Annotated in this window: 23 protein-coding genes; 14 read left to right on the top strand and 9 right to left on the bottom strand. The window is 68.0% G+C overall.

Annotated elements, in window-relative coordinates; all coding sequences use genetic code 11:
- Window positions 1-89: 89 nt before the first annotated feature.
- The 4 genes from FBZ87_RS07360 (at window position 90) to FBZ87_RS07345 (ending at window position 7,273) form a co-directional block, all read left to right on the top strand.
- Entirely contained in the window at window positions 90-1,406 is a 1,317-nt protein-coding gene (locus FBZ87_RS07360; protein ID WP_211106863.1) for an NCS2 family permease, read from the top strand.
- Window positions 1,407-1,435: 29 nt separating this feature from the next.
- Window positions 1,436-2,560 carry an adenosine deaminase family protein gene (locus FBZ87_RS07355; protein ID WP_145609646.1) on the top strand — a complete coding sequence of 375 codons (1,125 nt, stop codon included), beginning with the start codon at window positions 1,436-1,438 and terminating at the stop codon, window positions 2,558-2,560.
- Entirely contained in the window at window positions 2,557-3,876 is a 1,320-nt protein-coding gene (locus FBZ87_RS07350) for an MmgE/PrpD family protein (RefSeq protein ID WP_145609645.1), read from the top strand. Before FBZ87_RS07355 ends, FBZ87_RS07350 begins: the two co-directional genes overlap by 4 nt.
- 175 nt (window positions 3,877-4,051) lie before the next feature.
- Window positions 4,052-7,273 (top strand): VIT domain-containing protein, encoded by a 3,222-nt coding sequence (locus FBZ87_RS07345; RefSeq protein ID WP_186454628.1) that lies wholly within the window; start codon window positions 4,052-4,054, stop codon window positions 7,271-7,273.
- Here the strand turns inward: FBZ87_RS07345 and FBZ87_RS07340 are convergent, their stop codons facing one another.
- Window positions 7,274-8,347: an SDR family oxidoreductase gene (locus tag FBZ87_RS07340; RefSeq protein WP_145609643.1), complete on the bottom strand. Its 1,074-nt coding sequence runs from the start codon at window positions 8,345-8,347 to the stop codon at window positions 7,274-7,276.
- 119 nt (window positions 8,348-8,466) lie between these two features.
- Here FBZ87_RS07340 and FBZ87_RS07335 point away from each other — a divergent pair, with 119 nt between their 5' ends.
- From FBZ87_RS07335 to FBZ87_RS07320, 4 genes are all read left to right on the top strand, one after another.
- A complete protein-coding gene (locus FBZ87_RS07335; RefSeq protein WP_145609642.1) occupies window positions 8,467-8,853 on the top strand; it encodes a winged helix-turn-helix transcriptional regulator in 387 nt (128 codons plus the stop codon).
- Between the two features lie 239 nt (window positions 8,854-9,092).
- Window positions 9,093-9,473: a nuclear transport factor 2 family protein gene (locus FBZ87_RS07330; RefSeq protein ID WP_211106862.1), complete on the top strand. Its 381-nt coding sequence runs from the start codon at window positions 9,093-9,095 to the stop codon at window positions 9,471-9,473.
- Window positions 9,474-9,522: 49 nt separating this feature from the next.
- Window positions 9,523-9,882, top strand: coding sequence for an ArsC family reductase (locus FBZ87_RS07325; protein WP_145609641.1), 360 nt, complete (start codon window positions 9,523-9,525; stop codon window positions 9,880-9,882).
- Between the two features lie 188 nt (window positions 9,883-10,070).
- Window positions 10,071-10,265, top strand: a complete 195-nt coding sequence (locus tag FBZ87_RS07320) for a hypothetical protein (protein WP_145609640.1) — start codon at window positions 10,071-10,073, stop codon at window positions 10,263-10,265.
- Between the two features lie 137 nt (window positions 10,266-10,402).
- Here FBZ87_RS07320 and FBZ87_RS07315 read toward each other — a convergent pair whose 3' ends face one another.
- Window positions 10,403-11,503 carry a hypothetical protein gene (locus FBZ87_RS07315; RefSeq protein ID WP_145609639.1) on the bottom strand — a complete coding sequence of 367 codons (1,101 nt, stop codon included), beginning with the start codon at window positions 11,501-11,503 and terminating at the stop codon, window positions 10,403-10,405.
- Between the two features lie 795 nt (window positions 11,504-12,298).
- On the opposite strand from FBZ87_RS07315, the gene FBZ87_RS29120 reads away from it, so the two are divergent.
- Complete coding sequence (locus FBZ87_RS29120) at window positions 12,299-12,463, top strand: hypothetical protein (RefSeq protein ID WP_186454627.1); 165 nt, start codon at window positions 12,299-12,301, stop codon at window positions 12,461-12,463.
- Between the two features lie 65 nt (window positions 12,464-12,528).
- On the opposite strand, the gene FBZ87_RS07310 is transcribed toward FBZ87_RS29120, so the two are convergent.
- On the bottom strand, window positions 12,529-13,479 hold the full coding sequence (locus tag FBZ87_RS07310; RefSeq protein ID WP_145609638.1) for an ROK family protein: 951 nt from the start codon (window positions 13,477-13,479) through the stop codon (window positions 12,529-12,531).
- 238 nt (window positions 13,480-13,717) lie between these two features.
- Between FBZ87_RS07310 and FBZ87_RS07305 the strand changes: the two genes are divergently transcribed.
- From FBZ87_RS07305 to FBZ87_RS07295, 3 genes are all read left to right on the top strand, one after another.
- Window positions 13,718-14,431, top strand: coding sequence for a hypothetical protein (locus FBZ87_RS07305; RefSeq protein ID WP_145609637.1), 714 nt, complete (start codon window positions 13,718-13,720; stop codon window positions 14,429-14,431).
- Between the two features lie 207 nt (window positions 14,432-14,638).
- Entirely contained in the window at window positions 14,639-14,953 is a 315-nt protein-coding gene (locus FBZ87_RS07300) for a hypothetical protein (RefSeq protein ID WP_145609636.1), read from the top strand.
- Between the two features lie 340 nt (window positions 14,954-15,293).
- Complete coding sequence (locus FBZ87_RS07295) at window positions 15,294-16,364, top strand: OmpA family protein (RefSeq protein ID WP_145609635.1); 1,071 nt, start codon at window positions 15,294-15,296, stop codon at window positions 16,362-16,364.
- A gap of 269 nt (window positions 16,365-16,633) precedes the next feature.
- Here the strand turns inward: FBZ87_RS07295 and FBZ87_RS07290 are convergent, their stop codons facing one another.
- On the bottom strand, window positions 16,634-17,296 hold the full coding sequence (locus FBZ87_RS07290; RefSeq protein WP_004272649.1) for a LuxR C-terminal-related transcriptional regulator: 663 nt from the start codon (window positions 17,294-17,296) through the stop codon (window positions 16,634-16,636).
- Between the two features lie 617 nt (window positions 17,297-17,913).
- On the opposite strand from FBZ87_RS07290, the gene FBZ87_RS07285 reads away from it, so the two are divergent.
- The gene (locus tag FBZ87_RS07285; protein WP_246134280.1) at window positions 17,914-18,636 is read left to right on the top strand and encodes a response regulator transcription factor; all 723 of its coding nucleotides are present in this window, start codon (window positions 17,914-17,916) and stop codon (window positions 18,634-18,636) included.
- 260 nt (window positions 18,637-18,896) lie between these two features.
- On the opposite strand, the gene FBZ87_RS07280 is transcribed toward FBZ87_RS07285, so the two are convergent.
- The 3 genes from FBZ87_RS07280 to FBZ87_RS07270 all read right to left on the bottom strand — a co-directional run bounded on the left by FBZ87_RS07280 (window position 18,897) and on the right by FBZ87_RS07270 (window position 21,425).
- Complete coding sequence (locus tag FBZ87_RS07280; RefSeq protein WP_145609633.1) at window positions 18,897-19,649, bottom strand: protein phosphatase CheZ; 753 nt, start codon at window positions 19,647-19,649, stop codon at window positions 18,897-18,899.
- Window positions 19,650-19,720: 71 nt separating this feature from the next.
- Window positions 19,721-20,593, bottom strand: coding sequence for a 23S rRNA (adenine(2030)-N(6))-methyltransferase RlmJ (locus FBZ87_RS07275; protein ID WP_145609632.1), 873 nt, complete (start codon window positions 20,591-20,593; stop codon window positions 19,721-19,723).
- A gap of 118 nt (window positions 20,594-20,711) precedes the next feature.
- Window positions 20,712-21,425, bottom strand: coding sequence for a transglycosylase SLT domain-containing protein (locus FBZ87_RS07270; protein ID WP_186454625.1), 714 nt, complete (start codon window positions 21,423-21,425; stop codon window positions 20,712-20,714).
- Between the two features lie 466 nt (window positions 21,426-21,891).
- Between FBZ87_RS07270 and FBZ87_RS07265 the strand changes: the two genes are divergently transcribed.
- Window positions 21,892-23,220, top strand: a complete 1,329-nt coding sequence (locus tag FBZ87_RS07265) for a methyltransferase (protein ID WP_145609630.1) — start codon at window positions 21,892-21,894, stop codon at window positions 23,218-23,220.
- A 30-nt stretch (window positions 23,221-23,250) separates the two neighbouring features.
- Here FBZ87_RS07265 and FBZ87_RS07260 read toward each other — a convergent pair whose 3' ends face one another.
- Together FBZ87_RS07260 and FBZ87_RS07255 are read right to left on the bottom strand one after the other, a co-directional pair.
- Entirely contained in the window at window positions 23,251-23,976 is a 726-nt protein-coding gene (locus tag FBZ87_RS07260; protein ID WP_145609629.1) for an LrgB family protein, read from the bottom strand.
- On the bottom strand, window positions 23,973-24,410 hold the full coding sequence (locus FBZ87_RS07255; protein WP_211106861.1) for a CidA/LrgA family protein: 438 nt from the start codon (window positions 24,408-24,410) through the stop codon (window positions 23,973-23,975). Before FBZ87_RS07255 ends, FBZ87_RS07260 begins: the two co-directional genes overlap by 4 nt.
- Between the last annotated feature and the right edge of the window lie 74 nt (window positions 24,411-24,484).

The following is a 24,484-nucleotide window of genomic DNA, read 5'->3' as shown; positions in this document are numbered from 1 at the left end:
GAGCAGACGGTGCACATCGTGCAGAAGGTGGACACCGCGCGTTTCCTGTCCGCATTCACCGCCCAGGCCAGGCAATGAGGACCCCGGCGATGAAGGCGCTGCTCGATCGCCGCTTCCACCTCGCGGCGCGCGGCACCAGCGTGGGGCGCGAGGGCGTGGCTGGCCTCACCGCCTTCATGGCGGCGGCCTACCTGATCGTGGTGATCCCGTCGCTGCTGTCCAGTGGCGGCATGGATCGCGGGGCCGCCACCACCGCCGCCATCGTCGTCATGGCCGTGGGCAGCCTGTTCATGGGCCTGTACGGGAACCTGCCCTTCATCGTCGGGCCGGGCCTGGGCGGGTCGGCCATCCTGGGCATTACCCTGGCGCAGACCGAGCACATTCCCTGGCCGGCGGGCCTGGGCATCGCCCTGCTGTCGGGTGTCCTGTTCCTGGTGATGACCCTGACGGGTGCGCGCACCCTGGTGATGCGGCTGGTGCCGGCCCCCATCAAGCTGGGCTTGGGGGCGTCGCTGGGCCTGTTCATCGCCCTGCTGGGCTGCCGCGACGCCGGCATGGTGGCGCTGAACGCCAAGAGCATTTCGCTGTCGCTGGGGGATTTCAGCCAGCCGGGGCCCATCGTGACCCTGACCGGCCTGGGCGTCGCCGTGGCCCTGCAGGCACGCCGGCTGCCGGGCGCCATGCTGGCGGGCATCGTGGCGGCGACGCTGGCGGGCATCCCGCTGGGGCTGACGGTGCTGCCGTCCTCCCTCGTGGCCTTGCCCCGGTCCTTCCAGCCGATCTTGTTCCAGGTCGATATCGCCAGCGCCTTTTCGCTGACGGCCTTGCCCTATCTGTTCGCCTTTTTCGCGGGGGAATTCTTTTCCACCCTGGGCACCACGTTGGCCGTGGGCGCCAAGGCGTCGCTGACCGATGAGCATGGCAACCTGCCGGGCATCGAGCGACCCTTCCTGGTCGATTCCGTGATGGCGACCCTGGGGCCGCTGATCGGCATCCCGTCGGGCACGGCCCTGGTCGAATCCGCCGCCGGGGTGGAGGCGGGGGGCCGCAGCGGTCTGACCTCCGCCTGGGCGGCGCTGTGCTTCCTCGCCACCCTGCTGATCACGCCCCTTGTGATGGCGGTGCCCCGGCAGGCGACGGCGCCGGCCCTGATCCTGACCGGCCTGTCCATGTTCGGCACCATCCGCCACCTGGTGGCCGATGAGACCGCCGACCTGCTGCCGGCCCTGGTCATGGTGCTGGTCACCCTGGTCGCCAACAATTTCGGCACCGGCATCGCCGCCGGCATCCTGGCCTACGTCCTGGTGCAGATCCTTGCCGGGCGGGTGGCCCGCGTGCCCGTCGGGCTGCTGATCCTGTCCGTTCCGCTCGGCTACTACTTCTATGTCGCCGCGACCCGGCATTGAGCCGCCGCAGCGCTTATCATGGGCCTTTCATGACCATTCCCATCACCGACACGCTTGCCACCGTGCCGCCGGCGCGGACCGGCCGCACGGTCACTGAGGCGCAGCGTGCCTTCTTCCGCGCCATGCCCAAGGTGGAGCTGCATTGCCACCTGTTGGGGGCGGTGCGGTCCCAAACCTTCGCCGACCTGGCCGCCAAGCACGGCGCGCCCATGAACGGGGCGGAGATTGAGGCCTTCTACCGGCGCGGGGCCAAGCCGGTGGGCGTCCTGCACGTGCTGCGCGCCCTGGAACGCCACCTGTTGCTGGAGCCGGACGACTTCCGCCGCATCGCCTACGAGTACCTTGAGGATGCAGCGGCGGAGAATGTGCGCCATGCCGAGTTCTTCTGGAACCCCACCGCCACCCTGCGCGACACCGGCCTGGCCTATCATGAGGTGCAGGCGGCCCTGGTCGCTGGTATTGCCGAGGCGGCGGCCGACCACGGCATCAGTGGCCTGCTGATCCCATCCATCGACCGTGAGGCCGACCCGGCCGCGGCGCTGGAGATGGTGGAACTGATGGCCGCCGCCCGCCATCCGCTGGTGCCCGGCATCGGCATCGATTATCGTGAGACGGACCGGCCGCCCGAGCTGTTCGCCGAAGCCTATGTCCTGGCCCGCCGCCAGGGCCTGCGCCTCACCGCCCACGCGGGGGAGTTCGGCACGCCCTGGCACAACGTGGAAACCGTGGTCGACCGCCTGGGCGTGGACCGGGTGGACCACGGCTACAGCATCGTCGACAACCCCGACCTGATGCGGCGGTACGCCGACCGCCGCATGGTCTTCACGGTGGTGCCGACCAACTCATATTACCTGCGTACCCTGCCGCCGGAGCGGTGGGCGGCAGAGCATCCCATCCGCCGCATGGCCGCCGCCGGCCTGGCCATCCACCCCAACACCGACGACCCGACCCTGCACCGGGTGAGCCCGGCGGGGGCGTGGGAGCTGATGTACAGCCACCTGGGTTTCGGCATCCCGGACCTGCGCGGCATGATGACCGCCGGCATCGCCGGCAGCTGGGCCGATGCCGCGCAGCGGTCCGCCTGGCACGCCCAGTGGCCGGCCCTGTTCGACACCCTGGCGGCGGGGCTGGATTGGGAACCTTCGGCCCTATGACCGGCGCGACGCGGCAGGTCATCCGCCTCAGCCGGGACGCCGCCGCGTCGGTGCCGCCCGCGACGGCGGCGATGGCGCGCCGCTGCATCCTGGACTGGTTCGGGCTGGCGATCGCGGGGGCGGACGAACCTGTCTCCCGCACGTTGCGGGCCCTAGCCCTGGCCGAAGGCGGGCGGGCGACAGCTACCGTCATGGGTGGCCGAGGCCAAAGCGTGAGCGTCCGCCAGGCGGCCTTCCTCAACGCCGTGGCGGGCCATGCGCTGGACTATGACGACGTCTCGCTGGCCATGCATGTCCACCCCACCACCGTCATCCTGCCGCCGCTGCTGGCGCTGGCGGAGGAGCGTGGGTTGGGGGGTGGGGCGGTGATGGCGGCCTTCGTCGCCGGATATGAGGCGGCGGGCATGATCGGGTGCTGGCTGGGGGCGGGTCCCTATGATCGTGGGTTCCACATGACCGGCACCCTGGGCGCCCTAGGGGCCGCCGCCGCCTGCGCGCACCTGCTGGGCCTGGATGAGGAGGCGACCGCCCGCGCCTACGGCCTGGCGGCGTCGCAGGCGGCGGGGCTGAAGGCGCAATTCGGCACCATGGCCAAGCCCATCCATGCCGGCCGAGCGGCCGAGGCCGGGCTGTGCGCCGCCCTGTGGGCTGAGGCAGGCATTTCCAGCCGCATCGACATCCTGGAGGCGCCCCAGGGCTATGCCGCCACCCAATCCGCCATCCCCGCCGGCCCCATCATTTGGGACGGCCATGAGCTGAACCGCAATTCCTTCAAGTACCACGCCTCCTGCTTCGGGACCCATGGCGCCATCGAGGCGATCGCAGCACTGCGCGCCCAGGGTTTGGAGCCAACGGATGTGCGGCAGGTCCGCCTGACCGTGGATGCCGGTGCCGACCGGATGTGCAACATCGCCGCCCCGGCGACGGGGACGGAGGCGAAATTCAGCCTGCGTTTCGTCGCGGCCCTGGCCCTGTCGGGCGCGGATACCGGCAGGCCCGGGCTGTTCACCGATGCCGTGACGGCCCGGCCGGGTCTGGTCGCCCTGCGGGACCGGGTGACGGTGGCGTTCGGGCCCCGGGACTGGCCGGCCGACCTGACGGCGGTGGAGGTCACGTTGGCTGACGGATCGCGCCGCGAGGCGCGCTGCGACACCAGCCTGATCGGCGCCGATGACGACCGCCTGCGCGCCAAGTTCCTGCATCTGGCGGGCACGCTGCCGGACGGGCAGGCGCACCGCTTGGCCGACCAGGTGGCCGGCATCGAGGCCGTGACGGACGTGCGGGCGCTGTGCCGCCTGGCACTGCGTGTAGGGTAGCGCAGAGGGCTGGCGCTTTTTCAACGAAGGGGCGAAAGGGGCCTTATGTCCGCCACATTCCGGCGTGCATGATCCTGGCAATCCTGTTCCACGATTCCGGGTGCCAAGTCCCGGGGTGGCGGCCTTGCGCGGTGGGGCGCGGGACCGTTACAGTATTGCATAAATGGGGGATGGAATGCGCGACAGGCTGATCGGGCGCTGGGGCATGGGTCGTGCGGTCTGGGTGCTGCTGACGCTGGCGGTCTTCCTGGGGCTGCTGTTCTGGGCGCGCACGGGTGGGGCAGCACCAGCACCGGCCCGGACCTATAGTCCCGAATTGGTCGCCCGCAATTATATGGCGCCCGGGGGCGCCCAGCCCACCCATGCGCTGACCATCGGCAACCTGGACATCACGGTGAAGATCATCGGCGGGGTGGCGCACACCACGCTGTCGGCCACCTTCGCCAACCCCACCGCAGCGGCCGTGGAGGGCGATTTCACCCTGGACCTGCCGGCGGGCTCCATCGTCACCGGTTATGCGCTGGACGTGAACGGCCAGATGGCCGACGGCGTGCTGGTGGCCAAGCGCGCCGCCACGCTGGCCTATCAGAAGCAGGTGCGGCGCGGCGTCGATCCCGGCTTGGCAGAGGTGACGCGCGACAACGCCTTCCGCACCCATGTCTTTCCCATCTTCCCCAACCGGGGCCGCATCGTGCGGGTTGAGTTCGCCACCCCCATCGGCACGGACCAGCCCTATACCTTGCCACTGGTGACCTTGGACCCGGTGGCCAAGGTCAACCTGCTGGTCATCGATGTGGACGCCGCCGCCGCGCCGGCCCTGGCGGGGCCGGATGGGCTGGACCTGCGCTGGGCCCCCGGCACGGGTGGGTTGGAAGCGCGGGCCAGCGCCAGCGGCGTCACCCTGGGCGGCGCCCTGACCATAGGGGGCATGCCGCCGGTGGCCCCGGTGGTGCTGACCCGGCATCACAGCGGCGATACGTTTTTCGAGGTGAACGCAGCCGTGCCCGGCGGCGTTAATGGCGGCGCCAAGCCCACCGGCCGTGTGCGCGTCTATTGGGACCGGTCGCTGTCGCGGCAGGACGCGGCGCCGGCGGAACTGGAGCTGTTGCAGCGCTATCTGGCGGCGATCGGCCCGAAGGTGGTGGATGTGGTGCTGTTCGCCGACGACACGCCGCGCGTGCTGTCGTTCGGCAGCGCCACGGCGGCGGACGAGGCGATGGGCGCCCTGCGGGCCGTGAGCTACGGCGGCGCCACCTCCCTGCAAGGGGTGCTGAAGGCCGCGCCGGCACCGGCCGACGCCTGCCTGTTCTTCTCCGACGGGCGGGTGACCCTGGATGCCTATCAGGCGGAGCGGGTGAACTGCCCGCTGTTCACCCTGTCCAGCGGCGCCGGTGCCGACCACGGCTTCCTGGCGGCGCTGGCCCGCAAGTCGGGCGGGGAGCATCTCGATTTGCGGGCGCGGGGCGTGGACGCCGTGCTCGCCCGCCTGACCAGCCCGGCCAGCCGCGCCATCGACGTGAAAGCGGCGGACGGCACGGCGCTGGACTACACGGTGCTGCCGGCGGCACCCGATTGGGTGCGCGTCGTCGGCCGGGCCCCGCCGTCGCTGGGAGCCGTCAAGGTGACGCTGGCCGACGGACGCGGCCTGTCCTTCGACCTGGACGATTTGCCAACGGCGGCGGACGACGCCCTGGGCGCCCTGTGGGCCGCCGACCGCGTGGCGGACATGACGGCGTCCGACCGGCCGGACCAGAAGGCGGCCGTAGGCTTCGCCCGGCGCTACGGCGTCGCCGGCGGCGGTGCCGTCTTCCTGGTGCTGGAGCGGCTGCAGGACTATGTCGATGCCGACATCGCCCCGCCCGACAGCCTGGGCAAGGATCTGCAGAACCAGTTCGCCGCGGCGCAGGCCCGTGCCCAGCAGATCAAGGACATCGCCGCCGCCAACCGGCTGGGGCAGGTGGTCACCGCCTGGCAGGAGCAGAAGGACTGGTGGGCCGGCCGCAAGCCCGCACCGCCGCCCGCCCCTCCGCCGGTGCCGGCGCCATCCCACCGAGAGAGCCCGCCGCCGCCGCACATCATCCAGGACACCACCACGGTTCGGTCGCCGCCGCCCGTGGCGAACTCGATAACCACGGCCAAGCCGCCGATTGTGGCGCCGCCGCCGGCCCCCATCGCGGCGCCACCCGCCCCGCCACCACAGGCGGTGCAACCACCGGCTTTCGCACCGCCGGTGGAGGTCAACATCGAGGCACCGCCGCCGCCGGTGATGGCGCCCCTCTCATCGGTCGGGCCCACGCCCAGAGCCCCCATCGCCGGCCGCGCAGCGGACCAGGTGGTCGTTACCGGCAGCCGCGCGAATGGCCAGTCCGGTGGCGGCCAGTCCGGTGGCGACAGCGCCGGCGCCATCGAGGTGGCGCCTTGGGACCCCAACCGTCCCTATATTCGCGAGATTAAGGAGCATCTGGCCGATGCCGAGGAGTTCCGGGCGGCGGTCACTGCCCAGGCCGCCCGGTACGGCAGCCTGCCGGCCTTTTACCTGGATGTGGCGGAGCTGCTGTTCCGCAACGGCAAGGCGGCCGAGGCGGCGTCCATGGCCCTGAGCGCCCTGGAACTGCCCAGTGCCGACACCGGCACCCTGATCATCGTGGCCGACGATCTGATGCGCTTCGGGCAGGAGGACCGCGCCATCTGGCTGTATGAGAAGGTGCTGTACCTGGACGGCGACCGGCCGCAGCCCCGGCGCAGCCTGGCCCTGGCGCTTATCGAGCGCGCGGAACGGGCGGCCAAGCGCGGCGTTCCGGCGGCGTCGGTGCGGGCGGATTACGAACGGGCCATGCGGCTGCTGAACGAGGTCATCACCCGCATCTGGTCGCCGGCCTACAACGGCATCGAGATGGTGGCCCTGATGGAGGCCAACCGCATCCTGCCGCGCCTGGAAAAGCTGGGCGTGCGCGCCATCCCGCTGGACCCGCGCCTGCGGGACAAGCTGGACGTGGATCTGCGTGTGGTCCTGGAATGGAACGTGGACGCCACGGACATGGACTTGTGGGTGGATGAGCCCTCGGGCGAGCGCGCCATCTACAACCATCCCCGCACCGCCATCGGCGGCCGGCTGTCGCACGACATGACCCAGGGCTATGGACCGGAGGAGTATCTGCTGCGCCGGGCGCCGAACGGCGAATACACCATCAGCGCCAACATCTACCGCACCGATCGCCTGAACCCGAACGGGCCCATCACCGTGCGTGCCCATCTCTACCGCAACTACCAGCGGGTGGCGGAGGAGGTGCAGGTGATGCAGATCGAGCTGAAGCCGGGCGAGGATGGCACGCGCGTGGTGGGCCGGGTGACCGTGGGAGGCGGTGGGGCCGCGGTGGGCGCGTCGCAAGGGCCCTGATCAGGGAATCAGCCGGTGGGCCCGCAGCTCGCCGAACAAATCAAAGAAGGCGTCATCCGTGGCCTGGTAGTCGGTGAAGCCCAGGCGCCGGCTTTTGGACATGTCGGTCACCACCTCGATGGGACGGCCCAGGTCGGCGTCCGTGTGCCAGGGACTTGCCAGGCGGGCGAGGTCGGGCTCCACCAAGCCACGGCGCTGGGCCAGCGCGGCCCACAGGGGCGCGTCGTCCGCCATCTGCCGTTCCAGGGGCAGGATGCCGCCCGCGTTCTTTGCCGTAAAGGGCGCGGGTTCCAGCCCAAACCATTGGGCAATGCGGGCCCACATCCATTTCCAACGGAAGATGTCGCCGTTGACAACGTTGAAGGCCTGGTCGACGGCCCCCGGCGTGGTGGCCGCCCACAGCAGGTGGCGGGCCAGAAGACGGGCATCCGTCATGTCGGTCAGGCCGTGCCACTGGACGGGCGACCCGGGGAAGTGGAAGGGCCGCCCCGTCTCGCGGCATAGGGTGGCGTAGGCCGCCAGGGTGGTGCCCATGTTCATGGCGTTCCCCACCGCCTGGCCGATGATGGTGTGCGGGCGATGCACGCTCCAGCGGAAGCCGTCGCGCGCGGCGGCGGCGAACACCTCATCCTCCTGGGCGTAATAGAAATTGTCCACGTCCAGCCGGCCCTGATCTTCCCGGAAGGGTGTCTGGGGCAGGACACCCCTGCCGTAGGCCTCGAACGGTCCCAGGTAGTGCTTCAGCCCCGTCACCAGGCCCACGTGCCGCACCGTCCCGGCGGGGCGCACGGCGTCAAGCACGGCGCGCACCATGGCGCTGTTGACGCGGATATTCTCCGCCTCCGTCGCCTGCCGGCTCCAGGTGCAGAGGAAGACATGGGATGGGCGGATGGAGGCGAGCGCCCGGGTCAGGCCATTCCCATCCCGCAGGTCCGCCGTCACCGGTGTCACGCCGAGCTGGGTGGTCGCATGGCGTGACAGGCCGGCCACCTGCCACCCTTCCTTTACCAGCAGGGACGCCAGCGCCCTGCCCACGATGCCGGTGACACCGACCACCAATGCCGACTGTGTCATGTCCCAAGTTCCGTTTCCTGCGGGCGCGTTTCCTGCTAACGGAAGGCAGGCTAGGCCGATGCGCCCAGGGCGTCCAGACGGCACCAAATGGGGACATAGGCACCAGAAGGTATCCAGCGATGATGAGTGGGACCCCGGAGGACGATTGGCGGGAAGATTGCGCGCCACGTCGCGTGATCGAAATCTTCGCCACCAAATGGACCAGCATGGTCTTGCACACGCTGTACGCCCTGCACGACGGCCGTGCCCGCGCCGGCGTGCTGCACCGCAGCCTGCCCGGCATTTCCAAGAAGATGTTGACGCAGACCCTGCGTGAAATGGAGGAAAGCGGGCTGCTGGAGCGGCGGGTGCACGATACCCTGCCTCCCAGCGTGGACTACGGTTTGACGGCACTGGGCAGCCGCTTCGTGGAACCGGTGGAGATGTTGTACGATTGGGGCCGCCGCAACGCCGACGCGCTGGACGCCCTCAAGCCCCGCGCCACCTCTCGCCGGCGCGCCGGCTAGCGTTTCCCTTTAGCAGCAGGCTGCCGGCCGCACAGGCCAGACATCCATGTACAACACCCCGCCGGCGCCAGCGGCGCCGTTTCCACCTGGGCCATGCCAGTATCCATCCATTGTTGATGATCCCGTCAGAGGCATTTCGAGGCGGGTGGGGAATGGGCGGCATGCCGAATACGGACGACGGACGGACGGCGTGATGCCTGATAAGGATGATCTCATCCTTCTCCTTCAGGAGCGCCACCATGCCCCCGCCCATGTCCTCTTCGACCTTGACGCCCGAGCAGGTGGTGGATGGCCAGTTGCGCGCCTACAATGCCAAGGATATCGACGCCTTCATGGCCTATTGGGCCGAGGACGCGCGCGTCTACCAGCATCCCGATACCCTGCTGGCCCGCGGGATGGATGAGATTCGGGCGCGCCATCTTATCCGGTTCCAGGAACCCAACCTGCACGGTCGTCTGCTGCACCGCATGGCGGTGGGCGGCACTGTGGTGGATCATGAGATGGTGACCCGGGCGTTTCCGGAAGGCCCCGGCACGGTGGAGGTCATCGGCATTTATGAAGTGACGGATGGCCGCATCAGCCGCGCCTGGTTCACCTTGGGAACGCCTGTATTAAGCTGAAAGAATTCCGCATTTCCGCATTACTGCATCAATTAAGGAAACCTGGGCCGTGGCCGTCACCCTCTATGGCATCAAGAACTGCGACACCATGAAGAAGGCCCGCGACTGGCTGGCCCGGCGCGGCATCGACTATGCCTTTCATGACTACAAGGCCGTGGGTATCGACCAAGCCCGGCTGCAGGCGTGGTGCGCCGCGCTGGGCTGGGAAACGGTGCTGAACCGGGCAGGCACCACCTTTCGGGCGTTGCCGGACGCCGACAAGCAAGACCTGGACGCCGTCAAGGCGGTGGCCTTGATGGCGGCCCAACCGTCCATGATCAAGCGCCCGATTCTGGAGCTGGATGGCGTGGTGATGGCCGGTTTCAAGCCCGAGCGGTATGAGGAGGCGTTCGCCCGCGTTGGGCGCTGAACCCATTCCTGGGGGCTTGGGCATGATCCAGCCCCCAGGGATTGAATGTTCTCAAGGCGAGTCCAAAAAAGGAACATGATGAGAACATTTCCGCTTGTGGTTCCTGGAACGTTCTGGCAACACTAAGCCCATGAACAGCCGGGCGTGAAAGTACGCCGGCTCCGGATAGACAAACGGTGGAGGGGTAAATGGCGTACATTGCGGTCCATGACACGATGCACGGTGTCGGCTTTGCCCCGAAATCCACGCTGCTGCGTCGCCGGGCGCTGAGCCGGGCCGGCGCCAATGGCGGCCGTCTGGTGCGGGATTTCCTGGCGCTGGCCAGCCTGTTCGCCACCCTCTATGGCGCCGTGCTGATCCTGGGCGCCACCATGGGCGGCTGACGCCGTCACCCTTTCATGGGCTGCCGTTCCTTGAGCGGCGGTCCAAATGCAAACACCCCGCCCGAGAAGACCCGGGCGGGGTGTTTTCACATCCAATGCTCGCGGGCGCTGAAAGCCGGGGCATAAGCCCCGAGCCTTCAGCGGCGCTGGGCGCGGTGATAGGGGATGGGGATGGGCCGGGCCGCATGTTCTTCCTTGCGGCTGGCCGACATCTCGATCTCCATGCGGGCGATCACCTTGCGCAGCTCATGCAGCGCGTCGGTCAGGCCCTGCATGCCGCCTTCGGGATTGGCCTTCCAGGCGGTATAGGCCTCGGCGCTGCGCTGCGCGGCCGCGATCATGCGCTGGTCGGCCGGTTCCGTCGGCGTCTCGGCCGCCTCCAGGCGGGCGGCGTTGCGCTGCTGCTGGCGGTAGGGATATTCCGAACCCACCGGACGGTCACTGTTGTAGGGGCGGTCCAGCAACTGGTCCATGCTGTCGGTGTCGACCGGCGCGCGGTTGCCCTGGCGATCGCCGTAGGGACGCTGGCCCTGGCTGACGACCGGCGGCTGGCTGCGTTCCTGGGCGGCATTGGCAACGGCGGCGCCGGTCAGGGTGCGGCGCTCCCCCCGCTGCGGACGATCACCGAACCGGTCGCCCCGGGGCTGTTCCCCTTCGGCGCGGTCGCCCCGCGGTTCACGCTCCGGACGGCCTTCGCGGCCCTCGTGGGAACGACCTTCCTGGGAGCGGCCCTCGTGCGAACGAATAGGACGTTCGCCACGGGGGCCGCGCTCGCCGGCGGCGCGCGGGGCGCGCTGCGGCTGCTCGACGACGGGAGCGGCTGCCACGGGGGCGGCTTCCACGGCGGCGGGGGCCGCCTGGGGGGCTGCTGGCGCTTCCGTCACCACCGGCTGCTCCAGCGGCAAGGCCGGGGCGGGAGCCGTGGGGGCCTCCACCTTCGGCGTGCGGGCCGGTTTGGGTGCGGGGGCTGCCTCCACGGCCGGTGCGGGGGCGTCGCCGCCTTCGCCGGGCTGCGCCGTCTCGGCCTTGCGCACGATATAGGAAATAGCGCTGGGCGTGCAGTCGAACTCGCGGGCGATGGCCGACAGCGTGGCGCCGGCGCGATACCGTTCCAGAATGGACGGCCAGGCCGATTGCGGAATGCGACCGCGCCGCTTGGGGGCGTCGCCGTCGGCTTCCTTCTCCACGCCTTCCTGGTTCTGGATATCGCTAGGCTGCCACAGGGGCTCTTGGGTCATGTCTGTCACACATCATTCAAAAGGCCGGCAGCCGAACGATGGGGGGCTGACCCGGCGGTCACGGACGGGTGTTGCAAGGCGCGCCGTCGACACGGGCCAAAGCCGGCCGTAGCGGCACCCCTGATGTCGCCGCCGCTTTTTACAACGACGGGCCACACCTTTTAAAAGCGATATTCAAAACCCCTAAGTATTCCGACGTCTTTTCAAGCAAAGACCAGGATACCGACGCGGCGCCACACGGATTTACGCCCGGAGGGCGACGACGCAAGGTTTATGAAAATCCAGTTGAACTGAAGTGCCGGGTCGCCGTTGCGAATGTCCGCCAGGGCTGGCCGGTGACACCCAAGTCCTGACCTTTATTTAAAAGAAAATCCTTGGACTGCAAGCGTTGATTCCATCGTCATCGCTCTTTTTTAAAAACCTCATTCGCCGACTCGCCAGCGGCCCCCTGGATGACGGTGCCGACGGCTGTGTCGACAGGCCCCCGGCCTAGGCGGAATGGAGGGCGCCTTACCCGGAAAGCCAGAGTCCCCGGGCATTTCGGTGCCGGAGGGAGCTGCACATCGCCGCCACCGTCTTTATTGAGCCCGGTCCCCCGCGACTCAGGCGTCCTATTCCGGCCTGCCTTGCCCTCCGGGGGTGGCGCTGCTATGCCCATGACCCATGACCAAGCGAACCGCACCCTCCCGTTCCGTTGCATCCGCCCGTCAAAGCGGCAGCCATCCGAAGAGCCGCCGCCGCACGGCGGGCTCGGGCTCCAAGGCCCCGCCCGCAGCCCCGCCCGCGGCCCCGCCGATGTCCGTTCGGATCACGCCCCGGGCCCGCTGGCATATGGCGGCCGCCGCCCAGGTGATCGCCGGCGCGGTGCTCATCCTGGCCTCGCCCGCGCTGTGGGCGGCCATCCTCGCCCTGCTGCTGTTCGCGACGGCGGCCGGTACCCTGATCTGGGCACGTCGCTAGGCCTGACCGTCCTCTCCAAAGACGGGCCCCCAACATGCCCCAGGTCGGGCCGGCCGGCGTTAAGGTCAGCGTTGGAGGGGCCAAAGCCAGGCGGCGCCGCGCACGCCGCTGGAGTCGCCATGCCGCGCCGGACGGATGGGTGTGGTGACATCGGGGGAGAAGCACCAAGCCGCCAGCCGCCGCGGCAGGCGCTCATAAAGATGGGCCATGTTGGACAGGCCGCCGCCCAGGATAATGACGTCCGGATCCAACAGATTGACCACGCCGGCCAGCCCGCGCGCCAGCCGGTCGACATGGCGGTCCAGGGCCGCCTGCGCCGGGCCGTCGCCGCTCGCGGCCATGGCGGCCACCTCCACAGCTGCCAGGACGCGGCCGGTGGCGCGGGCGTGGTCGTCGGCCAGCCCGGGCCCGGAGACCCAGGTTTCCAGGCAGCCCCGACGGCCGCAGTAACAGGTGGGGCCCGGCCGTTCGTCCTCCATGCGAGTCCCCAGCCCGGGCTTCTCACCAGGTGCATCCGGCGGCTGCGGCCAGGGCAGGGGACTGTGGCCCCATTCGCCCGCAGCGGCGTGCCGGCCGGTGATGATGTGTCCATCCACCACCACGCCGCCGCCACAGCCCGTGCCGAGGATGGCGGCGAAGACGGTGCGGCAGCCGGCGCCGGCCCCATCGGCGGCTTCCGACAGGGCCAGGCAGTTGGCGTCATTTTGCAGCCGGACAGGCCGGCCGATGGCCGCCGCCAGGTCACGGTCCAGCGCATGGCCGTTCAGCCAGGTGGAATTGGCGTTCTTCACCAGGCCGGTGAGGGGGGACAGCACGCCGGGTATGCCCACGCCAACGCTGGCGGGCACCCGGATCTCCGCATCCAGCCAGGCGACAAGCCCGGCCACCGCGGCCAGGGTGGCGCCGTAATCGTCGCGGGGGGCGGGAATGCGGCGGCGGGCCAGCTCTTCCCCCTGGTCACCCAGGGCCAGCCCTTCGATCTTCGTCCCGCCCAGGTCGATGCCAATACGGGCCATGGCGTTCCTCATTTCCGTGGGACGGTCACGCCTGGACCCCGCCCTTATGGGCTAGGTCGCGCCCGACTCTTGCTCATGGTGGGCATGCAGGGCTAAAAGTACAAGATGTGGTGGATGCGGGGGCCTGATCGCGGGCGTTCCTCCTGGCCTTGACCGGCAAGGGGGATGTCTTCATGGGGATGTGCCGCGCCGCCGCCACGATGCCGATCGTTCCGATACTGATATGGATACCCGCGCCATGACGCGTGCCCGTTTGCTCGCCGCCCCCCTCCTGTCCATTGCGCTGGCCGCCGCCGCTGTAAGCGCGCCGGCCTTCGCTGCCGACAAGACGACCCCGGCCAAGAAGGCCGCGGCATCCAAGAAGGCCGCACCGGAAAAGGCCGCCAAGACTCCCAAGCCGGCCAAGGTGTCGGGTCCCTGCTATTCCCCGGCGGAGTTTGATGCCGAACAGGCCATCCGCTACCACACCCGTCTGATGGTCATCGGCCTGACCTGCCAGCAGCTGGGCGGGAACTACGAAGGCCTCTATGTGCGCTACAAGAAGTTCACGCTGGCGCACAAGGCGCAGATCATCGCTTGGGAAGACTCGCTGATCGCCCACTACCGCAAGACGGCCAAGGGCAACCCCAACCGCGCGCTGGACACCCTGCGCACCCACTTGGCCAACGAAATGTCCCAGCACATCGCGGCCGTCTCCACCGATATCTACTGCGCCCAGCATGCCGACATGCTGGCCCAGGCTGAGCTGATGAGCGACGCCGACGTGGTGAAGACCGTCACCAACGATGCCGTCGTCCGCGTGTCGGAGCTGCCGCGCTGCGACCTGCCGCCGCCGGTCATGACCGCCGCCACGGCCGGTGATCGCATCACCGGCCCCACCCCCGCGGTCGCGATTCCCACTGCCGCCGCCACGAAGGATGCCGGCGGCGCCGCCAGTGGCGCGTCCCACTAACGTCAGCGCCAAAGGTCATAAGGCCCATGCCCGAATTTCCGGGTGTGGGCCTAAGGGCCAGCCCAGGCGGGGGATAACAAAGGGCTGGTGACAAAGTAACGCTATGCCCATAAGCGTGGTGGAAATCGTAATGCTGGGGATTGTTTAATCCGCTCCGCAAGTCGGCGCCCTTCCCGTGAGGCGCGCCTGATGAAAGGAGAATGGGTTATGCCCAATAGAATAGCTCTCCACGAGGCTCTGGATATTATGCCCGCCGGTGGTGAGCCTATTGAATTTACGCCCACGCACGACCACGAAGCGAGCGCCGCGCGCCCGGCCCGGCAGGCGGCCTCGGCGCTGCCTGATCCGATGGCATATGTCATTGAAATCGACGAGGAAGCGGTAGGGTTGGTGACGGTGCATCCCGACGGCATGGCCTTCCACGCGGTTCACATGCGTGCCCAGGCCCTCGATGGGCAAGTCTTCGCCGACGCGGCGGCGGCCCGTGCTGCGGCAGAATCGGCATTTTACGGTCGTGAATGACATTGGGGCTAACTAAAGCCCTAGGACCGTGCAATATGCAAATGGCGGATGGCGCCTCCGCTACTTATGCAAACCGCGCCCCTTGAAAATTCCTGCCTCAGTTTAACCTCATTTCCATCCGATTAACGGCGTGTCCTGACGGGCCGAACGGCGTAGCTCACAAGGCTGGGTTGCTCCCCGTTCGGTGTTGAAGGATTGAATTAACTCAGGACGTTGTCTAACCCTGCCGTTCGGCGGGACAATCAAAGGCGCCACGTCCTGGCGCGAAGGGTAGTCTTAATTCAACCGAGGGTTCCTTTGGGGAGACGTACCCCTCGGTCAGAAGGAGGAGAAACGACGAATGAAACTCCGTCATTCATTACTGTGCGCGGTGTTCGCGCTCGGTCTGCCGGCCACCGCGCTGGCCCAGACCAACGAGGGCTACTACCTCGGTGCCCAGGCCGGTGTGAACTGGGCTGACAAGACCGACCTGAAGGGCCCGGTCTACACCGACAAGGCCGACTTCACGACCTCGCCCACCGGCCTGGTCGAGGGTGGCTACAAGTTCGGCAACGGCGTGCGCGTCGGTGCGGAAATCGGTTACGGTGGCAGCACCGTCGGCGACATCACCGGTGGCGGCCCGGGCCGCGCCGGCGGCGCCGGTGACCTGACCGCCCTGACCTTCATGGCCGTCACCTACTACGAGTTCAACGTCGACAGCCCGCTGCGTCCGTATGTCGGCGCCGGTATCGGTTTCGGCCGCTACAAGTTCGACGGCGTGGGCGACCTGTACACGCCGGGCCTGTCGGTGGAGACCTCCACCACCGCCTTCACCTACCAGCTGGCTGCCGGCGTCGCCTACGCGCTGAGCGACAACCTGGACTTCACCGTCGGCTACCGCTTCATGGGCACGCCGGACACCACCTACGAGCCGTCGAACGCTCCGAAGTTCAAGGCCGGCTACCAGAACCACTCGGTCCTGGTTGGCCTGCGCTACACCTTCGGCGCCCCGCCGGCCCCGGCGCCCAAGCCGACCCCGACCGTAGCTCCGCCGGCTCCCCCGCCGCCCCCGCCCCCGCCGCCCCCGCCGCCGGCTCCGTCCATTTCGCGGAACTTCACGGTGTTCTTCGACTGGGACAAGACGGACCTGTCGGCTGACGCCAAGACCGTGCTGGACAACGCCGCCAAGGACGCTGCCACCGGCCACATCACGAAGATCAACGTGACGGGCTACACCGACCGTTCCGGTTCGGACGCCTACAACCTGAAGCTCTCCATGCGCCGCGCCGAGGCCGTGAAGGCTTACCTGACGTCCAAGGGCGTCGGCGCCTCCATCGCCACCGACGGCAAGGGCGAGTCCGATCCGCTGGTCCCGACCGCGGACGGCGTGCGTGAGCCGTCCAACCGTCGCGCCGTCATCATTTTCCCCTGATCCAGTCAGGGGATCGGTGAGCGGGCCTGGGCGAACCCCAGGCCCGGCTCTCCGACCAGATGAGGACGACGCCTTCCGGAACTCCAGCCTTTGGCTCCCGCCTAAGGGGCCGGAACCGGACGGTGGAAATAAGAAAGGGGCGCCACCCGGCTGGGCGGCGCCCTTTTTCTTTTGTGTCGAAGGTTTCTCGGGCGGCTTGGCGCCATATCAACGGCGTACTCATGCCGCTATGGGAGGCGGATCGCGTCCGCCGCAGGCTGGGGGACTACTTAACTGAGCGGACCGATGCCGCGCTGAATAGCCCAGACAGCGGCCTGGGTGCGATTCTGTGCGCCGATTTTGCGCATCACGTTCTTGAAGTGCATCTTCACCGTGGACTCGGTGATTTCCAGCCGGCGGGCGATGGATTTGTTGGATTGTCCCGCCAGCAAGCAGCCCAGGATTTGAATCTCGCGCCGCGACAGATCGGCGGTGGCCGCCACCAGATCGGCCGGCGTGGGCCCCTGGGGCTGCTGCGCCTGGGCCACCAGGGCGGCGGCGCGCGGCGGAAACACGGCATCGCCAGCCAGGATCAGTTCCAGCGCGTCGCGCAGGGTGGCGACGCCGGATGATTTTGACAGGTGGCCGTCCATGCCCGCGAACAGGCTGGCCTTCAGCACCGAATCACTGGTGTCGGAGGTCAGCACCGCGATGCGGGTCTGGGGGGCGGATGCGCGCAATCGCCGCAGCTCGCTGGCCACGCGCGGCGGGTCTATGCCCCAAGGGTCGACCATGATCAAATCGGGCGCTGCGATGTCCCGCAGCACCTTCATTGCTTCCTCAACCGAAGGGACGGGCGGTAACAGCTGGAAGCTATCTTCCCCCAGCAATGTACCCAGTGCCGCCCCGAACAACTGATCCTGGTCGATCAGAAGAACGCTGCGGCCTGTCATTGCCTATTCCCCCATTGTGATTGCGGTCTCCCCCACCGGAGACTGTTTATTAAAAATTTTACTAACATTGTCGTGGATACTCGTGAAATGTCGACGCTAACCTGTTAACGGCCTATTTGCCCCGTGGCCAGGTAATAGATCGCCAGTTCTATTGCGACAATCCTATGGGAAAGTGACCCCGAACGCCATGTTTCTGTTGCGGCATGTCTGAAAACGGGTCACAGTCTGTCACATCGTGAGGTGGATCGTTTGGCCACCCGGGAAAATCGGAAGCCGCCTAGGGGGTACCACGGCGGAAATGGGGTTCCCGGGGAAAAAAGGTTAGGTTGCCCCATTTTGGCCGTGTTCGAATGGTCATAATGGCGAAGGTGTCGCTAACCAGTCAGGGTCACGCGTTCATCGAAAGTGTCGGTCCGGGGGCCAAAGGTGCCGGAACCGATGGGCGATCATCAGGGACCTGCCACGCGGGGCCCGATGCCGGATGAAGCGTTTTGGATGGCCTGGGCCGGAAGTGGCCGGACTCGAACGTGGGGTTTCAGATGATGAGCATGACCGCGCGTTTTCCCGGGACTGTCAGCAGTCTAGCCGAGGATGGTTTGGAAAACGGAATTGCCGGTGTGGGCGCTTCGCCCCGCCACCGCACTTTTCTCGTCGTGGATGGCCAGGCCCTGGTGCGCCGCGGCGCCGCCCTGATGCTGACCACCCAGTTCCCGGGTGCGTCGGCGCTTGAGGCCGGCACCGTGGAGGAAGCGCTGGCACAGGCCATGTCCGCGCCGGGAATCGATCTCGTCCTGCTCGACCTGGACAGCCTGTCCGGCAGCCGGGTTGAAGCCATCGCGCAGCTGACTTCCGCCCTGGGCTCCGTGCCCGTGGTGGCGGTGTCCGCCGTACAGGAAGGGGATGAGGTCATTGCCTCCATCCGCGCCGGCGCCCGCGCTTATGTGCTGAAGACGGGCCCGACCGAGGTGCTGGAGCGTACGCTGACCCTGATCCTGTCGGGTGAGAATTACGTGGCCATGCCGCGCCAGGCGCTCACCGCCGCCTTGGCGGGTGTGCGCGGCGCTTCGGGCCCGGCCATGGGCCAGGCTCCGGCCAGCCGCGAGGCCGCCTTGGCGGACCGTCTGACCGAACGCCAGCAGGATATTTTCCGCCTGATCCTGGCCGGCTGCTCCAACAAGGAAATCGCCCGCGAACTGGGCGTGCTGGAAGGCACGGTCAAGGTTCATGTGCGCGCGGTGATGCAGAAGCTGGGTGCCAAGAACCGCACGCAGGTGGCTGTCGCCGCCGCGCGCAGTGGCTTCGGCAGCATGGCCTTCATGGCCGGCACCCTGACCAACTAAAAGATCGACGGCATGTTTCGGCCCTCCGGGGACCGATACACGGTGCAGGGGCCCCTTGGGCCCCTGTTGCCGTTTATGGGGCTCACCACCGTGGGCTCGCGCATTACAGAAGGAATATAAAAGAGCGCTCCACCGGCATGAGAATGGTCTCATGCCGCAGTAGGGCGCGACTGCGCCCGCCGGAGTTCCGGCGGAAGCGTGGCGGGCTGCAGAATGAGAATAAGCCAAGTCGGCGGATGCCAACGCCCGCCGCTTGAGGATCAATCAAACAGGGCGTCGATGTCCGCCTGCGAGATGGTCTGGCCGCCGTCCTTGACGGGGCCGTGCAGCTCCAGGCCCTCATCATGCTTATGGATGGAGGGGGGCAGGGGCATGGTCTCGAACTCCTTGGAGTTCCAGAGCGACATCATGGCCTCGACCCGCTCTTCGATGAAACTCAGGGCCTGGACGACCTTGGTGATTCGCTGGCCCGTGAGGTCCTGGAAGTTGCAGGCCTCGAAAATGCGCAGCGTGACCTCATTCAGGTCCTTGAGGCGAGAGTTCTGGTAGCCTTCCGGCAACTGGGAGCGAACCTCATTGGCAATGTCGTCGATCTCCTCGGCCGCCTGAATGATGCTGTTGGTGGCGGCCTCGGTGGAGGCGACGACGGCGGTCAGCTGCTGGCTGGCCTCCATGAAGGTGTCGTCCTTGGCCAACGGATGACGCAGGGCCGCCATTTCGAGCTTCGTCGCCTTGATGCGGCCGGCGATGTCGGCGATCTCCACATGGATCGCTTCGATCTGGGTGTGGTCGGTATTCAGGAAACGGTCCAGCTTCTGACCCAGATGCTGGATCGCCTCCATCACTTCCGACGTGTCCAGGCGAATTTCCTGCGCCGGGGTCAGCGGGGCCAAGGCGGCCGGGTTCAGCGTGGTGGCTGACAGCGACAGGGCGTCAACGGTGCCGGGTTGGTCTTGCGCCCGTCGCTGCCGTTGAATTTCCGCCATGAAAGGCCGCTGACCGTTCTGCGCCATCCGCTGGATCCTCTTTCCCCGTCGTATCCACTGATGTCACTCACAGCGAACCTAACCGAAAGGTTATGTCCTTAGGCAATATGTTCGCCGGCGACCCATTCAACATGGGCGATACCTTGGGTGAAGCCAAGGGCCTCGTGCAGAGCCGGCAGCATTTGCCCTAAAGTTTCATCCAATTGCCAAGGCGGATTAACCAAAATCATGCCGGAGCCGTTCAGGCGATCCATGCGGGCGTCGTCGTTCCAGGTCAATTCGGCTGCCAGGATTTTCGGTATGCCACTGTCCTCCAGCCGCTGGTGCAGGCGCCAGCTTACGGCGCGGTCCTTGATAGGATACCACAGGGCGTAGATGCCGGTGGGCCAGCGGCCGTGCGCCAGGGCCAAGCCGGCCACCAGTCGGTCGAAGTCGTCCGCCGCTTCGAAGGGCGGGTCGATCAGCACCAGGCCGCGTTTTTCCTTGGGCGGCAGGTGGGCTTTCAATGCCGTCCAGCCGTCCATGTGGTGCACCGCCACCTGGCGGTCGCCCCGGAACACGCCTTTCAAGGTCTGTGCGTCTTCCGGATGCAGTTCGGCCAGAATCAGCCGGTCGTTCTCCCGCAGGAAGGCACGCGCCAGGCAGGGGGATCCCGGATAGCTGCTGACAGGGCCCGCGGACTGGCCGGCGGCGGCGCGCACGGCGTCCAGATAGGGGGCCAGCGCTTCGGTCGCGGCGGCGCCCAGGGTTCCCGCCTCGGCGGCTTGCAGCAGGCGCTGGATGCCCATGGCGGCCTCACCGGTGCGTGTGGCCTCGTCCCCGGTCAGATCGTAGCGTCCGATGCCGGCATGGGTGTCCAGCACGGCAAAGGGGGCGGGCTTGGCGGTCAGGCGGGTCATCAGCAGCGCCAGGATGGCGTGTTTCATGACATCGGCCGGGTTGCCGGCGTGGAAAGCGTGGCGGTAGTTCATGGGGCGGGAGCATGCCAGCAAGGGCCGGCACCGGCAATCGCCGTGGCCGCGACCCAGAAAGCGAAAGGCCGCCTCATGGGGCGGCCTGTTCAACGGTGGATCAAATGGGAAGGGCGGATCAGCCCACCGGCTCGGTCGTGGCGCTCTGGTAGACGCGACGGGTGCGCGGGGTGACCGCCGTGCTTTCCTCGTCACTGCAGCCGTTGCCATCGATCAGCGAGGCGTTGACGGAGTTCAGGCTGACCAGGTTGCTGCGGACCTTGCACGCGTAGGCATGGGCGGTCTTGCCGCTGCCGCCGTTGTAGCGGGCCACGGCAGCGGCCCAGCTGCCGGCGGTGGCGCGCAGGCGGGCCAGCATGCGGGCCGCGTACTGCACGTTTTCCTTGGGATCGACGATCTTTTCCACCGGGTGGAAGGCCGCCTTGTGGTCGGACAGCGACAGCTGCATGCAGCCGGCGGTCACGTCCTGGCGCAGGTTGCCCTTGGGATCGCGCAGATACTTGGCGGCGGCGGTCGGCGTCGACACGAAATGGGCGGTGCCCTTCACGTTGACGGCATAGGCCTCCGAGGAAATGGACTGGCCGCTTTCCACCAGGGCCACGGCCAGCAACAGGCCGGACGGCACACCGGCCTCCTTTTCAGCCTGCAGGATGTGATCCAGGCAAGCGGCGTGGGCGGAGGGGGCAGCGGCGACCAGACCCAGGCTGAGGAATAGCCCGGCGATGGCGGTCTTGAAGAGACGGGCAGTGGAGCGGAGGCGGAGGGCGCCTGCGGACTCGGATTCGGACTCCCGGCCTAGAAGGGCGTCGCTCCGGCGGCGCGCGATCTGCATGAGAGTCCTCCATCTATCGTCACTGGCGTCGACGACCTCGCGTCGCGACATCCATCTGGCGTCTGTGCTGGTTCCCCAAAGCACATCCCCGCTCGCGGGCGGGGTATTCCATCAGATCACCGATACTCAGTGCGGTGACCGCTCCCTAACCGAATGGGTCGAATTACCGTTGCCGTCTAACCGTAAGGCCTATATCCATGCAACGGCCGCATAGCAATTGCAGACAAAACGCAGCAGGTCAATAAAAAATATGACCGGAGTGTGGCAACCGCGCCACGCTGCGCCCCTGTCAGCGAGGGCACCATGCCCCATGCGGTCCAGGATTCCAAGCCCTTAGCGTGCGTCATGTTGCCCCCGTGTGAACTGGGGGCCCCTCTACAAATAGCGCCATAGCGCGGGTTGCCCCCCAGGAATGGAGGGGCCATAAGGGGCCCTCGGCCCACGCCCTGAAACTCCGAGTCCGACTATGACCTCCGATAGCTTTCCCGATTATGAACAGCGGATGGCGCAGGCCTATGACGCCCTGGACGCCGGGGACGAGGCCGCGGCGGAGGCGGCGCTGACGGCGGCCGTGACCCTGGCGCCGGAGGCTGCCGAGGCCCGGGGAGCCCTGGGGGCCGTGCTGCGCCGCCAGGGCCGCTTCCTGGAGGCCGCCGCCCAGTTCGCCGCGGCCGCCGCTGCGGAACCTGGACGCACCTCGTGGGCGTTGGACCAAGCGTGCTGCCTGGCCGATGCCGGTGACCATGACGCCGCCTGGGCCCTGGCATCGGCCGCGCTGGCCCGCCGGGCGGATGACGCGGCCGGCCACCGTCTGGCCGCGCGCCTGCAACTGGCGCGCGGCCAGACCGCTGCCGCCTTGGCCCATGCGCGCGAGGCCCGTTTCCTGGCGCCCCACGACTTGAACGGGGCCGCCGAGGTGGGGCAAGTGCTGGTGGACGCCGGCGACCCGCTGACGGCGGTGGAGATGCTGGAGCCGCTGCTGGCCCACGCCCATCCGGCCGACCCAGCCCGCGCCGGCGCCCTGGTGCTGCAAGGCCGCGCGTGGGCCGCTTTGGCGGAGGGGGAGAAGGCGGCGCGCTGCTGGCACCAGGCGCTGGAAGCCGATCCTGAGGATGCCGGCGGCGCTGCCCGGCTGCTGGCGGCGTTGGAGGCCGCCATGGCCACCGGGGGCGCCGACCTGACACCAACGTATGTGAAGGCGCTGTTCGATCGCTACGCCGACCGTTTCGACACCGACCTGACGCAGAAGCTGCGTTATCAGGCGCCGCAGTTACTGCGCCAGGCGCTGGACACGGTGGGGGTTGGGGCTGGGCTGGACATCCTGGACATTGGGTGCGGCACGGGCCTGGGGGGTGTGGAGGTCAAGCCGCTGGCCCGGTTCCTGGCCGGTGTCGACCTGTCACCGCGCATGGTGGAGCACGCCCGCGCCCGTGGCCTGTACGATCGGCTGTGGGACGCCGACCTGATGGGCGCTCTGGCGGAGGCGCCGGGTGCCTGGGACCTGGTGCTGGCGGCCGATGTGCTGGTCTACCTGGGCGATCTGGCGCCGGTGTTCCAGGCGGCGGCCGGGGCGCTTAAGCCCGGCGGTCGTTTCGCCGCGACGGTGGAGCGCTGGTCGGGTGAGGGGCCCTACGCCCTGCGGGAAAGCCGCCGCTATGCTCACGCGCGGGAGCATGTGCTGGCGGCCGCCGGCGGCGCGGGCCTGGATGTGGAGCACCTGGCGCCGGTGGCGCCACGCTGGGAGAAGGGGCGGCCGGTGGATGGACTGCTGTTCATCCTGCGCAAGGGCGCCTGAGGGGGCGCCTGAGGGAAGGGCGCCTGAGGCTCAGAGCAGCAAAGCCAGCAGCAGCGGTACCGCGAGGGCGGTGATCAGGCCGTTCAGGGCCATGGCGATGCCCGCGAAACTGCCGGCCAGCGGGCTCATGGTATAGGAGATGGCGGTGCCCACGCCGTGGGCCGCCATGCCCATGGACAGGCCCTTGGCCCTGTCATCGCGGATCTTCAGCCAGCGCAACAGCAGCGGGCCGAACACCGCGCCGATGATGCCGGTCACCATGACCATGGCGGCCGTCAGCGAGGGGATGCCGCCGATGCTCTCCGAAATGCCCATGGCGATGGGCGTGGTGACCGACTTGGGCGCCAGCGACAGCACCGTTTCCCTGTCCGCCCCCAGCACGTGGGCGACGAAGACGGCCGAGGCGGCGGCAGTGACGGAGCCGGCCACCATGGCGATGGTCAGGGGCAGAGCGCCCCGGCGCACGTCGGCACGGTGGCGCCACAACGGCACGGCCAGGGCCACCGTCGCGGGGCCCAGCAGGAAATGGATGAACTGCGCGCCATTGAAATAGTTGGGATAGGGCGTGTCCGTGACCACCAGCAGGATGACCAGGAACAGGGCCGCCAGCGCCACTGGGTTGGCGAAAGGGTTGCGGTTGGTGCGGGTGTAGATCCGCACGCCGATGAGATAAGCCACCAACGTGGCCGCCAGCCACAGCAGCGGGCTGGCCGACAGGTAGACCCAGATGTCGCCCAGGCCCTTCTTGCTCATCATGAGGCACCCCCGGCTCCGCCGTTCGTATCGGTGTCGAAAGGATCATGGCTGGCGGGGGCCGCCGGTGCCGCCCCCTTTCCGCCGAAGCGCCTGTCCGCCCACAGGAAGGCATAGGCCGTGACGGCGATGGTCAGGATGGAACTGGCGAACAGGGCGGTTACGATGGCCGGTCCCTGGGTCAGGAAGCGCTGGCCGTGCTGCACGATGCCAACGGCCGCCGGCACAAACAGCAGCGACAGGTTGCTGAGGATGACGTCGGCGGTGGTGCCCATGGTCTGGGTCGGGCCGCCGCGCCAGGCGAACCAGGCGACCAGCAGCAGCAGGCCCAGCACGGGCCCGGGGATGGGCAGGTGCAGGCCATGCACCACGATTTCCCCGATGAGCTGGCAGACCACCAGCATGGCAAGGGCGCCGACCATGGCGAACTCCGTCATGTGAGGCGGTCCCCGGGGGCGGAAAGCCTCGGGACGCCTGACGCGGTGGGTTTGGTGGATGTGGATTATCGCGA

Origin of the sequence: Nitrospirillum amazonense (assembly GCF_007828035.1) — a bacterium.
GTDB lineage: Bacteria > Pseudomonadota > Alphaproteobacteria > Azospirillales > Azospirillaceae > Nitrospirillum > Nitrospirillum amazonense.
Note: the sequence above shows the minus strand (reverse complement) of the source record. Positions and strands in the feature narration are given on the sequence as shown.